Genomic DNA, 12,719 nt, shown 5'->3' with positions numbered 1-12,719 from the left:
AAATCTGAAGTGCAACACCCCCTTCAGAATAAAGGCCTCCATGAGCAAAAGAACCTACGAGCAGATCAAAGAATCCGAGCGCCACGCGATTGCACTGGGGCTGCAGCAAAAGCAAAGCATCCGAGCCATCGCCAGGGCTCTGGGACGCAGCCCCAGCACCATCAGCCGGGAGATTCATCGCAATGCAGGGGGCAATGGCTACGCCAGCCGGTTTGCCCATCAGCGCAGCTGCAAGCGGCGCATTCACAGCCGCCCCCAGCCCAAGCTGCACCGCCAGGGGGCTTTGTACCGCCTCGTGTGCGACCATCTGCACCTGCACTGGTCGCCTCAGCAAATTGCCGGGCACCTCAAAAAACTCCACCCCCACGACAGGCGCGCCAGAGTGTCACACGAGAGCATCTACACCTGCATCTACGCCCACCCCCGGGGCGAACTCAAAAAGGAGCTGGTGTCCTGTCTGCGCATGGCCCACGCCAAGCGCTGGCCCCGCTCCAAGGGCAAGGACCGGCGTGGGGAAATCCAGGACTTGCTGAGCATCCATGTGCGCCCACCGGAAATAGAGGACCGTCGGCTTCCAGGCCACTGGGAGGGCGACCTCATCAAGGGGGCGAACAACGCCAGCGCCATTGGCACCCTGGTCGAGCGCACCACGCGCCTGGTATTGCTGGTCAAGCTACCCCATCCCAATCCAGCGACAGCCGCGCATGTGCTGCAGGCATTCAGCGACAAGCTCAATGGCGTTGCCAGCCCGATGCGCCAGAGCCTGACCTACGACAGGGGCAGGGAGATGGCCGAGCACGCCAGACTCACCCAGAACACAGGCATGAAGGTGTACTTCTGTGACCCCTACAGCCCTTGGCAGCGGGGCAGCAACGAGAACACCAATGGGCTGCTGCGCCAGTACTTCCCCAAGGGTACGGACCTCAGTGGCTACACCCAGGAGCAGCTTGATGCGGTGGCCGATGAACTCAACGGGCGGCCCAGGATGACCCTGGGTTACAGCACGCCCTTGGAGGTCTATGCCCAGCACCTGCATCGCTTGAGCCAGCAGCCTGAGTCTGTGGACTGAGCGATAACAGTAAATGTTGCACTTGGACTTGAATCCGCCCTTATTGGGTAAGCGCAAACAGCTATTGATTTAGTAGCAAATACGGTCAATGCTGCGTGTGGTGCAGCCCCCGGCGCAGTTGCACCGCCTCGGCCACGTGGTCTGCTCCAGTGTGCGTGGCGCCCGCCAGGTCGGCAATGGTGCGGGCCACCCGCAGGGTGCGGTGGGTGCTGCGGGCCGACCAGCCCAGCCGGTTGGCCGCGCGCTGCAAGAACTGCAGGGCGTCGTCCTGCAGCATCACCAGTTCGTCCATGCCCTGGCCCTGCAGCGCCTGGTTGGGGTGGCCTTGCCGCGCCAGCGCGCGGGCCCGGGCGCGCTCCACCCGCTCGCGCACGGTGGCGCTGGCCTCGCCCGCCGGGGCGCCCACCAGTTGCTCGGCGGGCAGGGCGGGCACCTCCACGTGCAGGTCGATGCGGTCCAGCAGCGGGCCGCTGAGCTTGCCCTGGTAGCGCGCCACCTGGTCGGGCGTGCAGCGGCAGGCCCGCTGGCTCGACCCGAGGAAGCCACAGGGGCACGGATTCATGGCCGCAATCAATTGAAACCGGGCCGGAAACTCGGCCCGCTGCGCCGCGCGGGCGATGGTGATGTGGCCGGTTTCGAGGGGCTCGCGCAGTGCCTCCAGCGCGGCACGGGGGAATTCGGGGAGTTCGTCCAAAAACAACACACCCTGGTGGGCGAGCGAGATTTCGCCGGGCCGGGGCGGCGAGCCTCTGTTGATTCCATTAATTTATGAGACTTCATGTGGTAGTTCCCCACTGAGCAACGCATTGATACACTACTAGTTGATGAGAAGGGCTACACGGTTTTCTATGACTGATCACGAAATTACAATAGTTGATGTGACTGAATCAGAGAAGGGTGTGCGCAAGATTCCGATGAGCTATCGCTCGGTGACAGGGCGGGCCCAAGCGTCAGGCGAAACCGTCCCTTATGAAAGCACTCTTGAGCGTGATTTCGCCTACTTGGCCGACTTTGACGACGAAGTGGACACAATCATCAGCCAGCCTTTGTGTATTCGCTACCGCGTGAACAACGGTCGCTTACGTCGGTACACAGTGGACTTTCTGCTGAAATTTCGGCCGCAGGATGGGCTGCGTAGGAGGCGTCCGGGGTTGTACGAGATCAAGTACCGCGAAGAGTTGCGGGATCGTTGGGGCGAACTGGAGTTTGGGTTTAGAGCGGCAAGGCAGTTGTGCCGCTCCCGAGGCTGGAGCTTCCGGGTTGTGACCGAACGGCAGATCCGAGGCCCCTACCTCGAAAACGTCCTTTTTCTTCGTGGCTTTCGCACGTACGACGACAACGCTGGCTTGGGCCTTCGCTTGCTGGAAACGTTGGAGGAACTGCAGGTCACCACTCCGGCGATTTTGCTTGCGGCGGCTTTCCAGGACCTAGAGAACCGTGCAATGGCGGTGGGAGTGATGTGGCGCCTCCTCACCATGGGCTACATCGGTGCCAACCTGGCTTTCCCGCTCAACATGGCATCAGAAATTTGGTTCGAAGAGGTGCTCAATGACGACTCAGATGCCGCTTGAGACCGTTACGGCCTTCGACGTCAGACCCGAGGCCACAGTTGCCTACAAGAACGAGTTGCATCGCGTCTGCGCCGTGCTGTCACTTGATCGGGTGATCATTCAACACGTGCAGAGTGGACGGACAGAAAGTGTATTGCTGGACCACTTGAGACATCCGAGCACTGTTCTGGAGCTTTCTGCCGAAAAGGCGGAGCCGTTACCAGCACTGGAGGCTTTTTCCCAGGCTGAGCAGGACTTGGCAAAGAAACGCCTGGAACAGCTTGGCGAGTTGATTGGCAAGGACTCGCGAACACGCGAGGACGTTGCGCGCGTTGCCACGACGATGGATCTGAGCACTGCCTCTGTGTATCGGCTTATCAAAGACTACGAACAGGCGGGTTCCCTCGTCGGGCTCATTCCAGGGCAGCGAGGGCCGAAGGGCCCGCGTCTTCCTGAGCGAGTAGAAGAGATCATTCGAGACATCATCAATGAACTCTATCTTCAGGACCAGAAGCTCAAAGTGGTGGATGTGTTCCAAGAGCTTGAGGAAAGATGCAAAGCGGAGAAGCTAAAGCTGCCGCACATCAATTCTGTGAGAAACCGGATCAAAAAAATACCGGCCAAGGAGGTACTCAGAGGGCGCGGCTATTCGCAGGAGGCTGACAAATTCACGCCTACGCCAGGTGAGTTTCCGCCAACAAGAAACGTTCTTGGGGTCGTGCAGATCGACCACGTACGCCTGGATATTACGGTGGTCTACTCTGACACGCGTGAACCATGGGGACGACCCTGGCTCACGTTGGTAATAGACGTTATGACCCGCATGATTGTTGGGTTCTATTTGAGTATGTCTGCACCTAGCTCAACCTCCGCTGGGATGGCGCTTGCGATGGGCATGCTTCCCAAGAAGGACTATCTCGCAGATTTGGGGCTGAGTGGTTCATGGCCGGTGCAGGGCAAGATTCACAAGGTGCACTGTGATAACGCCAAGGAGTTTCGTGGGGCGGTTTTGGAGCATGCCTGCCATGAACAGCGCATTGACACTGAGTTTCGCCGTGTCAAAACCCCTCGCTATGGCGGCCACATTGAACGGATGATCGGCAACGTCAACATGATGCTTCAGAAGAAGCCTGGAACGACGTTCTCGAATCCGCAAAAACGGGGCGACTATGACTCGAAGAAGAAGTCTGCCTATACGCTGCGTGAACTCGAAGTCGAGATCGCTGATTGGATCGTCAACCACTACCACGTGAGCAAACATGGTGCGTTGAAGAAGCCTCCGATCAAGGCGTGGGAAGAAGCGATCTTAGGTACTAGCAAGACGCCGGCTTGCGGTCTCCCTCAACTGATCACCAATCCAGAAAAGCTAGTCTTCGACTTTCTGCCGCAGGATACGCGGGTCGTGAGCCCTACGGGGATTCGCATCAACAAAGCTGACTACTTCTCAGAAGTGTTGATCCCCTGGATCAACTACGCTGATCCCAAAACCGGCAAGAAAAAGAAGTTCGTCATTAAGGAGCACCCGAGGCGCCGCAATGCGATCTGGTTCCTGGATCCGCAAACGAGGCAGTACTACAGGATTCCCCAGTTCCCGCCTCCACCCGATACCGACTACGAGAACCAGCTGACTGGTGAGGAGTTCTCTGCTCTGAGGTCGCGCGATGACGCGGTGGGCAAGGCGATGGAGGATACGGATGCCAAGGCTGGCTATCGTCAGCGCTCCAAAGAGCGCGAGGCGGCTTCAGTTGCGTTGACCACCACTGCCAGAAAGGCTGCCCGATCAGGGAAATCGAACCAGGCGGGCAAAAAGCCTACCAAGCCAAAGCAGCCTGATCGCTCGCAGATCGAGGACCGCATGCTGGGCGGAGTCAACACTGCTCCTGACCCTTCGGAGGCGTTCTCTGGATTCTCCAACGCGCCTGTCATGCCTTTCACTACACGTAGCTGATGGACTTCGAACATCTTCATCCCGATGCACGTGCGGTATTGCAGTCTTCTCTGGAGGACCGACTCGAATTTGTACGCAGAGACCGATTCATTGAGTATCCGGCCGCTGAAGCGATTTTGCGAGACCTTGCGGACGTGGTGGCCTATCCTCGCGTGCAAAGGCCACCATGCCGTGCGGTGATTGCGGACAGCGACAACGGGAAGACCTCGTTGACCAGCGAGCTGATAAGACGCAATCCCGTGGTCCTGGATGCGACAGGGAACCCCATCACCAAGGTTTTGTGGGCAGAGTGTCCGCCGGCACCCGATGAGGGGCGCCTGTTCAGTTCCATCCTCACAGCCTTGGATGTCCTCCACCGGCCTGATGCCGCGCCTGAGCGATTGGAGGCGATCGTCTCACAGGAGTTGATCGCTCACCAGACAAACACTCTAGTGATTGACGAGTTGCATGCAATGCTCAATGGCACAGCGCGCAATCAGCGATTGTTTATGGCAGCTCTCAAGCGGCTCTCCAATACGCGCAATATTTCCGTAGTCTGTTGTGGCACGCAGGAGGTCACGCGAGCGCTTGCAACTGACTCTCAGTTTATGACCCGGTTTCAGAAGCTTGCCTTGCCTAGATGGCAAGCCAATGAGGATTTCCAGCGTTTGTTGGTCAGCTTCGAGATGTTTGTTCCGTTGCCCAAACCGTCTGGCCTCAGTCAGGGCAAGTTGGTCCAGCTGATCTACATGAAGTCTGCTCGCACCATTGGATCCGTGCGGGCAATCGTGCGGGCAGCCGCAGAAATGGCCTTGCGCGAAGGAGAGGATCGCATTACATATGCTCTGCTGGACAAGGCGGTAGCGGGACTCGTGGAGCGCCTTCTCAATGGTGGGCGTAACGATGGTGCAATCTGATGCGCAGGTCGTGCCCCACCCGGACGAGGTGTTGGGCTCACTGCTGGCCAGGCGGGCGTGGCGTGCCGCGCATGGCACTGCATCGTTCGCGAAGTCCATGGGACTGCCGTGGGACGTTTGGTGTCGCGACATTGACCGCAGTATCAATGTACTGTTTTTGAACAAGGTTGCAGAAGGCTTGGGCATCGAGCGCGAGTGTGTGCGGACCATGACGGTCAACACCTTCCTTTCCAAGTGCGGTGTCCCGGTGCAAGCCATCGGCTTCGAGCCTTGGATCACTTATGTCGGCCTTGTCCGATGGAAACGTATACGCTACGGCCAGATGTATTGCTGCAGATGTCTAGATTCCCCGGACAGGTATCTCTGCAGAGATTGGCGCATTTCCACAAATTGGCTCTGCCCCGCGCACTCCCTTCCCCTTCAGGACTGTTGTCCGGAGTGTGGAAAGCCGTTCACGCCCTACCGCGATGATGAACTGGTGTTGGCACGTTGTGGACGATGTACCACCAGTCTTGCTGGGCACGATCTGCAACCTGTTTCAGATGAAGAACTTGAGTTGCATCGCCACATCCAGAGCATCTGGAACGATGCGCGCACAGGTAGGCCTGGGCCCCTATGCGCTTTGTACCGGCATTTGAGCGAGGTTGCCGTATGTGATCCGCGATTTGCACTCGCGGGCGAGCACTGGAGCTACTGGCGCACTTGGGAGCGCGCAGCGCTACTGCGCAGTCAGGAGGGTGTCATCGTGCGTTTGGCGTCCCACCCTTCACGGGGCGCTCTGGTGTGGTGTGGATATAGCCTGGCATGTGATCTGAGTGCTAGGCCCAAACGGAGGACTGCCTCGATGCCAATCGATCCCCAACGGCGCGCGCAGCTACTTCTTGATATGGCGCGCAGGGTACGCTGGCCGCGCCGTTCGCGAGCAAGGGTATCCCGATAAATATGGATGACAGCCAGTATTTGGGCACTAAGCTTGCCAAATCCAATTGTGGTCAGTGTGAGCGCGCTATGGACAAGGCGCATCGTGTTCACCTGGGCGTCGGCTATTGCTCAAATTGCTATCCACGGATTTTTCCGGTCCGCACTTGCCATATCTGCGGAGGCACGGCGCGCAGCCATCGTGCTGAGGAGCGACCTGTCTGTCGCCGTTGCAGGCTGAAGGAGCAGACATGCCTGCGTTGCGGGAAGCCTACGCCTCGCGCTGCACTTCGCGTTGGCGACCACGCCGCTTGTGCTGCGTGCGCGAGGTACTTCCGGGCGGCCGAACCCTGCCAAGTATGCGAGAAGCCCGCTCAGCGCCTTACCCGGATCACTGGACTGGAAGCTCTCGGCCGCATGTGCGATCGGTGTGTCCGCGAGCAGACCTGTGCGACATGCAAGTGGTGCGGAAAGCACCGTACCGTGTTCCTCGTACTGTTGACCCGAGAGCCTGTATGCAAGAGGTGTGCCGCGAACCTGGACGCAAGTCACGCCTGCCCTGACTGCGGGACCATTGTGGGTGGAGCGGGTGTCGCGCGCTGTCTTACTTGCGGTATCAAGAGGTCGAACTGGGTGAAGGCACAGGCTGCCATTGATCTGATGAGCGACGAACAGGCGCAGCACTTGACGTTGTCCTTTGTTGGGTGGGCGAACGAAAGCGGCCGACACAGCAAACTGGCTGCAGGCTTCGCTCGCTATGCTCAAGCTCTGATGCGTATCGACAATGCAGTTCTCGCGTCGGGAGGTGTCATTGATAGCGCGTTCCTGCAGAAGCTGTTCACGACGGAGGAGATCCGGTCGATGGGAATTCTGGCGCAGTACATGACCGAAACAGGACTGTTGACCGCCAACAACCAAGAACGGCTTGAAGCCTCCCTCCAAAGACTCGTCGAGCGCCAACTGCAAGAGGTCGTTGGGAAGTCGTGGGAGATGGATGTGAAGGGGTTTCACCGCTTCATGCAGGCCAAGGAGAAGCCGCTGTCGTTGCGGAGCGTCAAGGTCTATCTGAATGTGGCGATCCAGCTTCTCCAGCACAGCAAGGTTAATCGCGCCGCCGAGTTGTCAAATGCAGCGCTGGAGAAGTACCTGAGAAAGTCACCGGGTTCGACGGCATCCGCGAGCGCATTTGTCTCCTACCTTCGCGCAACTGGTGTAGTAGCGTTGCATCTTCAGAAGAAGGCGGGTCAGTCGCCGACGGTGGCGCATCGCGCCAAGGAGGTGCGCAGGATTCAGGACCGTCTTGAGTACGTGGTTCAGCGCCACGAAAGGTTGCCGCTGATTGCGAAGCTTGTTTCCTTGTTGTTCGGAGCCAGGCTTGAGCACGTGCTTCAGTTGCGCATGGACCAACTGGCGGTGTCTGCGTCAGGAACAAGGGTGTTTTTGAAGGACGAGTGGGTCGATGCACCTGAGGAGGTCGCGGCACTCGTGCATGAAATGGCAGCAGGGTCCTCGCCGACGCGAGAATCCGGTGAGAGATGGGTGTTTCCCGGTCGGATGGCTACGGATCATTTGAGCACTGCAGCAGTGCAGTATCACCTGAACAAGCTCAATCAATGAGCCTCAAGGCTGAGGTATGCCCGCAAGCTGCTCCATCTTGTGGAGGACGAGCGACGGTTTCACCATCCCATAGCGGTGATTGACCGTGCACGTGGTCAAGGCATTGTGATTGATCGCGAGATCTTTAGGCTTCCAGGCACCACTGTTCAGAACGGCTTGCTTCAAGAGCGTGTCCAAGGTGGCTACGGGCAAGGACGCGTTTTCTTGCATTCGCACGAGGAGCGCTCGATGGTGCTTTTCCCCCCGGGATTCGGTTTCCAACCAATAGAACCGTTGTCCATCAGCTCGGGTCAATTCGACTACCCAGCACATTCGAGGCCGTTCTTCGACGACGGCCCACGGCCGGTCCACGCCTCCGATTTTTGCTGGCAATGCACAGTAACTGGCTGACGGGGTCTCTACTGGATTTACGAGGCTATAGTGCGTAAACGAGAGCAAGTGCTTTTGTTGAACCATCAACTGAAAACACTCCGCCAATGCGCGAAACCGGTCTTCAACCCGCGCCTGATCTTCGCTGCTAAATGATCCGGGGGGCGCCTCACCCTGACTACTGCGCGCTCCGGTTCCGACCCGTTTCTTGGGTGGTGTTCGCTTGCGCTTCGGCTTGCCTGGGTCGTACAGTATGGTCCGCGTAGAAATGACCCGGCGACGTAAAGGCTCCAGGTCACTCCACGTGTCCTGGATGGCCAAATGCACTGCTCTCCCCATAGGCCGCACGTCCCCTGGCCTGGTAATGGAGGTTGACTCATCTTCATCTTGCTGTGTTTTCTGCTCTGGCTCGACCGCGCCCGTGGGCGCTTCGGGTTCAGCTTTCGGGATGATCTGCTGAGTCAGGCGAGTGATTGGGTATGGAAGCTTGGGGAACTGCGCATCGTGAATCCACAACGCGAGTACTCCTCCGCCGGGAAGCGGCTCGCCCATGAAGGAAATTCGCATTTCCTGGTTCTGCCATGGAGGCCAAGCCTCGATCCATGGTGAGTCATCAAGAGCTCGAATCGCGTTAACAATATTGACGTAGATCGCGGCGGCCCGGGTGAGCGCGTGAGGGGCGGTCTGAAAGAGTGCAATCGCACGGCATGCGACATTGCTCAGACTCACGAGAGGTTCTATTTCGAAGTCGCCTTCTTCCGTAACCCGGGTGGTCTCCAAGTTGACCAACTTGCCGACCTCGTTGGACCAGCGTCCACCCACGAGGGCGTTGGCCAATTCCGTGGTGATTCCGAAAAAACGGCGAAAAATTTCGTAGCAGGGGATGTAAATGTCCAATCCGGATTCTGTCTGGCCGTGGAGGACGGGCATTCTCCCTACGTTGATAGCTTTTCCGGCAGCGTCAGTTCCCGCCAGCGGTAAGCCTTTGGAATCGCTGGATGGATTCGTGGACAAACCCAGGGCCCCTAGCGTGGTCAGTTGCCATGTCTGCTCGGGCAGGATTGCATCTCGTACTTGAACCCAGTTCTGGAGGTCGTCCGGCTGAATAGTCCTATCTCGCCAAAAGGAGCCGAGGATCAGACTGGGGATTGACCCTGCAGCCTCGTCGATCACCAAAAATTTGATTGAACCGTCTTCTCGGCGCGCATAGATGGCGTCCCCTGTCGTCAGCTCTTCCATTTCGGCGAGATAGACCATCACACGACGTGTTTGTTGGTCCAAGGGAGACGGATACCTTCGGCCCGTGGCGATCAATCGGTACAGGCGCCCATCAACTGGGAAACTATCAAATTTAGTAAAACTCACGCGATAGCAGCGCCCTCGCGCAGGGCGTTTTGGGTGGCGAGACAACCACACTGGCAATCAGCATGGCCTATCCATAAACTGGGCGGTCTCAAATCTGAAGTGCAACACCGCTGGTTGATATTCAATGAATGGTAGCGGAGCTTTTCTCGGCGATAGCAGCCATGAATCGCTGGAAGGCCTGATAGGGAGAATCCCAGCCAAGCGTCTGCCGAGGACGGTTGTTCATCAGATCGGCCATGGAGTCCAGCGCATCCTGGTCATGCACGCTCAGGTCTGTGCCCTTGGGCATGAGCTGGCGCAGCAGCCCATTCGTGTTCTCACAACTGCCTTTTTGCCAAGGGCTGTGCGGATCACAAAAGTACACCCGCATGCCAAGGGCTTGGGCGAGTTCCTTGTGCCGGGCCATCTCCTTGCCCTGGTCGTAGGTGAGCGTCTGGCGCATCGGCTGTGCGATCTGGCGCAGCTTGTTGGTGAACGCGGCCAGCGCACTGTCTGCGGATGCGTCAGGCATCTTGCACAGCAGCAAGGCGCGTGTCGAAATCGATCATCCGGATCTGCCACCGGCGCTCAAGGCGACGGCGGCTGAGGCCATAGCCGCGTTGTGGCAGCAGGCCACGGCTGCCGCGCGCAACGAACTCGCAGCGCTGCGCCTGGAGGATCAGGCCGCGGTCGAGCAAGCCCAGGGGGAGGAAACCCGGGCCCGCCAGGCGGCAGCAGAGGCACTGGTCAGCGTCGAAACCCTGCGTCCGCAACTGAGCGCAGCGCAGGAATCGCTCCAGCAACGGCAAACCGACCTGGAGGCCGAGCGGCGTGCCCATGCCGGCGCCGTGGCTAGGCTGCAGGAGTTGCAGCGGCACCTCGAGGAGGCGCGCCAACAGCAGGAGCGGGTTCGGGCGGATTTCAGCGCCGAGTTGGGCAAGGTGCGGGAGGCGGTTGCCGTCGCGAACGGTCGAGCGGATGCCGCAGAGCGGCGCGCGCTGCTGGAGATCGACCAGGAGCGTCAGGCCCGGATCAAGGTCGACAAGCAGCTCGAGGCGCTGCGCGGCCAATTGGCGCAGACCGAAGGCCGCCATCGCGAGAGCCTGTTGGCGCAGGCCGACGCCGTCACGCGGCTGCGGGTCAAGGCCGATGCGGCCGAGGATTCGCAGCGGGAACTGACGGCCCGCAATCGCAGCCTCGTTGATGATCTTCAGGCGACGCGGGAACGGCTCGCGGTGGCGCAGCAAGAGGCAACGCAGTGCCGAGCCGAAGCACAGACGCTGCGTGCGCTGCTGGAGCGGCTCTCGCCACCGGAACCGGTGCCAGAGGCGCCGGCCTCGAAGGTCGCCAAGCCCGGCGCGCGAAAGGCACGATAGACAAATGAATGCGGCGTACGCGCCGGCCTGGACTCACGAGTCGGCAGCCGCGGCCGCCTTGCGCAGGGCACGCAGTTCCAGGCGTGCAGACTCGCGGATTTCATCCCGGTCCAGTTCGACGGCGGTGTCGTCGACCCAGGTTTCCCAGAGGCTTTCGAGCCAGGCCTGCCGGGTGCTGAACGCTTCGACGGCGTAGTCGAGCCAACTGGCATACCCAGGGGGCGGTGGTAACGGTTTTTGAATGGTGAAGAGGAATTCTCCTTGGTGGTGTGCTGCAATGCTGAGATCATCCGAGGGGACAGACGGTGTTTCGGCAAGTCGGGCCGGAACAGCCATTTTGGGGCCATGGACTCGCAACGAGGAAACCCACAATGATCGGCTGGTGGATAGTTGTCGCGGCCCAGACGCCCGAGGAGCGCGACCGATCTCTCGATCGCAAGGAAGCCGTGCTGGCCAACTGGGAAGTTGGTCCAGGCGGCATTGATTGGCTTCAGCAACTCGTCAGAGAAGGCAAGGCCACCTGGCTGGCCTTCAACGGCTATCCGAACCGCTACACCGCGAAAGCGGGCGATGTGCTGCCGCTGCTGGCTGGTGGTCCACCGGCGCACCGAGGCCCCGCGATCATCGGTGACGACTACGTCATGCCGGCGAACTGGAAGGGCGACGCGATCTTCCACCCGGACAAGATCGCAACCTGTCCGCCCGACCAGCCACTGACCATCGATGCCTGGGATCTGTCCTGAGACCTCCTGCAGGCCCATGAAATAACGTCCACGCAGTTGAGCACGGCATTTCGCTCCCGGACCTCATCACGGCCGATCAAGCGTCGACGTAGCCGGTTGTTCGGTGTCGCGGAGCGTTTCAGGAGGAAAATCATGGGCATGACCAAGAAGGCAAGTCAACAGAAGGTCCCGCACCCCGCTTCGCGGCCGCAGGTTCGCGGCGTCTCGACCCGATCCCGAATCGATGAGCATGCGCTGGAGAAACTGCTTGAACGGTTCGATCCAAAGCTGCACGGTGGAGAGGTGATGGCTTGGCATCCTGTTGGGGTTGAGGTGTTGCCATGACCACAAAGGAGGAGCGCCGCGATGCAATGGCTCAGGCGCTTGCAAACACGCGGATTGCGGGCCACGAACCCTAGCCGCGATTTCTGGCGGACGTCGCGGCGGTGGTTGAGGGCACGATGACGTATGACCAGGCCGTACGTGCCAGCGCGGCAAGGGCTCGAAGTCGCAATGGATCGGAGCCGCTCGGGCCCTCCAAGGCATAGAGAACCGCTTACGCGAGGATCGAGAGGGGGCCGATTCCGCGTGGACGAGCGCGGCGTGCATAAGCCAACTGTCTTTAATGACTTTGACGCTTATGAGCTAAAACTGGCCGTATCCTGGCTTAGCCTCCGTTAGATCGCAGTATTTGGGGGTGACGCCTGCAATCATGGCGACAATGTCAGGAGAGAACTTGCAGTAGAGCCTCACTGGATTGTTCCAGACGCCAAGTACTGTTGATCCCTACTTAGCCCTCTGGCAGATGCCGTAACGCATTTTCCAGGATAGGTAGGCGGCAGAAATGCCTGGACTCGTGGCAATGCTCTGGGTGCAAGACCCCATCAAGATCCAGAGTATGCGCATGGCA

Annotated in this window: 11 protein-coding genes and 2 pseudogenes; 9 read left to right on the top strand and 4 right to left on the bottom strand. The window is 59.4% G+C overall.

The window, feature by feature from the left end; genetic code table 11:
* Window positions 1-40: 40 nt before the first annotated feature.
* Window positions 41-1,069: an IS30 family transposase gene (locus PQV96_RS20160; protein ID WP_207374940.1), complete on the top strand. Its 1,029-nt coding sequence runs from the start codon at window positions 41-43 to the stop codon at window positions 1,067-1,069.
* A gap of 85 nt (window positions 1,070-1,154) precedes the next feature.
* Here PQV96_RS20160 and PQV96_RS20155 read toward each other — a convergent pair.
* Window positions 1,155-1,826 (bottom strand): annotated as a pseudogene (locus tag PQV96_RS20155) (ATP-binding protein); the annotation flags it as partial.
* A 91-nt stretch (window positions 1,827-1,917) separates the two neighbouring features.
* Between PQV96_RS20155 and PQV96_RS20150 the strand changes: the two are divergent.
* The 5 genes from PQV96_RS20150 to PQV96_RS20135 all read left to right on the top strand — a co-directional run bounded on the left by PQV96_RS20150 (window position 1,918) and on the right by PQV96_RS20135 (window position 7,998).
* A complete protein-coding gene (locus PQV96_RS20150; RefSeq protein ID WP_236748875.1) occupies window positions 1,918-2,640 on the top strand; it encodes a TnsA endonuclease N-terminal domain-containing protein in 723 nt (240 codons plus the stop codon).
* On the top strand, window positions 2,618-4,567 hold the full coding sequence (locus tag PQV96_RS20145) for a Mu transposase C-terminal domain-containing protein (protein WP_086914268.1): 1,950 nt from the start codon (window positions 2,618-2,620) through the stop codon (window positions 4,565-4,567). Before PQV96_RS20150 ends, PQV96_RS20145 begins: the two co-directional genes overlap by 23 nt.
* Window positions 4,567-5,463, top strand: a complete 897-nt coding sequence (locus PQV96_RS20140; protein ID WP_273624011.1) for a TniB family NTP-binding protein — start codon at window positions 4,567-4,569, stop codon at window positions 5,461-5,463. The genes PQV96_RS20145 and PQV96_RS20140 overlap by 1 nt, the downstream gene beginning before the upstream one ends.
* Window positions 5,435-6,403, top strand: coding sequence for a TniQ family protein (locus PQV96_RS22365; protein ID WP_086914270.1), 969 nt, complete (start codon window positions 5,435-5,437; stop codon window positions 6,401-6,403). Before PQV96_RS20140 ends, PQV96_RS22365 begins: the two co-directional genes overlap by 29 nt.
* 638 nt (window positions 6,404-7,041) lie before the next feature.
* Entirely contained in the window at window positions 7,042-7,998 is a 957-nt protein-coding gene (locus tag PQV96_RS20135; protein ID WP_086914271.1) for a hypothetical protein, read from the top strand.
* A 3-nt stretch (window positions 7,999-8,001) separates the two neighbouring features.
* Here PQV96_RS20135 and PQV96_RS20130 read toward each other — a convergent pair whose 3' ends face one another.
* A complete protein-coding gene (locus PQV96_RS20130) occupies window positions 8,002-9,648 on the bottom strand; it encodes a hypothetical protein (RefSeq protein WP_273624008.1) in 1,647 nt (548 codons plus the stop codon).
* 205 nt (window positions 9,649-9,853) lie between these two features.
* Window positions 9,854-10,270, bottom strand: a pseudogene (locus tag PQV96_RS20125) (IS30 family transposase); the annotation flags it as partial.
* Here PQV96_RS20125 and PQV96_RS20120 point away from each other — a divergent pair.
* The gene (locus tag PQV96_RS20120) at window positions 10,245-11,087 is read left to right on the top strand and encodes a coiled-coil domain-containing protein (protein ID WP_273624007.1); all 843 of its coding nucleotides are present in this window, start codon (window positions 10,245-10,247) and stop codon (window positions 11,085-11,087) included. The pseudogene PQV96_RS20125 and the gene PQV96_RS20120 overlap by 26 nt on opposite strands.
* A gap of 33 nt (window positions 11,088-11,120) precedes the next feature.
* Here PQV96_RS20120 and PQV96_RS20115 read toward each other — a convergent pair whose 3' ends face one another.
* Window positions 11,121-11,423 (bottom strand): hypothetical protein, encoded by a 303-nt coding sequence (locus PQV96_RS20115; protein WP_273624006.1) that lies wholly within the window; start codon window positions 11,421-11,423, stop codon window positions 11,121-11,123.
* Between the two features lie 35 nt (window positions 11,424-11,458).
* Between PQV96_RS20115 and PQV96_RS20110 the strand changes: the two genes are divergently transcribed.
* Together PQV96_RS20110 and PQV96_RS20105 are read left to right on the top strand one after the other, a co-directional pair.
* On the top strand, window positions 11,459-11,830 hold the full coding sequence (locus PQV96_RS20110; protein WP_273624005.1) for a hypothetical protein: 372 nt from the start codon (window positions 11,459-11,461) through the stop codon (window positions 11,828-11,830).
* A 132-nt stretch (window positions 11,831-11,962) separates the two neighbouring features.
* Window positions 11,963-12,154 (top strand): hypothetical protein, encoded by a 192-nt coding sequence (locus PQV96_RS20105; protein ID WP_273624004.1) that lies wholly within the window; start codon window positions 11,963-11,965, stop codon window positions 12,152-12,154.
* Window positions 12,155-12,719 lie beyond the last annotated feature (565 nt).

This window comes from Acidovorax temperans, assembly GCF_028596105.1.
Taxonomy (GTDB): domain Bacteria; phylum Pseudomonadota; class Gammaproteobacteria; order Burkholderiales; family Burkholderiaceae_C; genus Acidovorax; species Acidovorax temperans.
The sequence above is the reverse complement of the archived record's forward strand: the minus strand, read 5'-3'. Positions and strand labels throughout refer to the sequence as shown.

Coding starts and splice junctions, on each gene's coding strand:
- PQV96_RS20110 (WP_273624005.1), top strand. CDS start 11,459: ATGATCGGCTGGTGGATAGTTGTCGCGGCCCAGACGCCCGAGGAGCGC.
- PQV96_RS20115 (WP_273624006.1), bottom strand. CDS start 11,423: ATGGCTGTTCCGGCCCGACTTGCCGAAACACCGTCTGTCCCCTCGGAT.
- PQV96_RS20135 (WP_086914271.1), top strand. CDS start 7,042: ATGAGCGACGAACAGGCGCAGCACTTGACGTTGTCCTTTGTTGGGTGG.
- PQV96_RS20150 (WP_236748875.1), top strand. CDS start 1,918: ATGACTGATCACGAAATTACAATAGTTGATGTGACTGAATCAGAGAAG.
- PQV96_RS22365 (WP_086914270.1), top strand. CDS start 5,435: ATGGTGGGCGTAACGATGGTGCAATCTGATGCGCAGGTCGTGCCCCAC.
- PQV96_RS20160 (WP_207374940.1), top strand. CDS start 41: ATGAGCAAAAGAACCTACGAGCAGATCAAAGAATCCGAGCGCCACGCG.
- PQV96_RS20105 (WP_273624004.1), top strand. CDS start 11,963: ATGGGCATGACCAAGAAGGCAAGTCAACAGAAGGTCCCGCACCCCGCT.
- PQV96_RS20140 (WP_273624011.1), top strand. CDS start 4,567: ATGGACTTCGAACATCTTCATCCCGATGCACGTGCGGTATTGCAGTCT.
- PQV96_RS20145 (WP_086914268.1), top strand. CDS start 2,618: ATGACGACTCAGATGCCGCTTGAGACCGTTACGGCCTTCGACGTCAGA.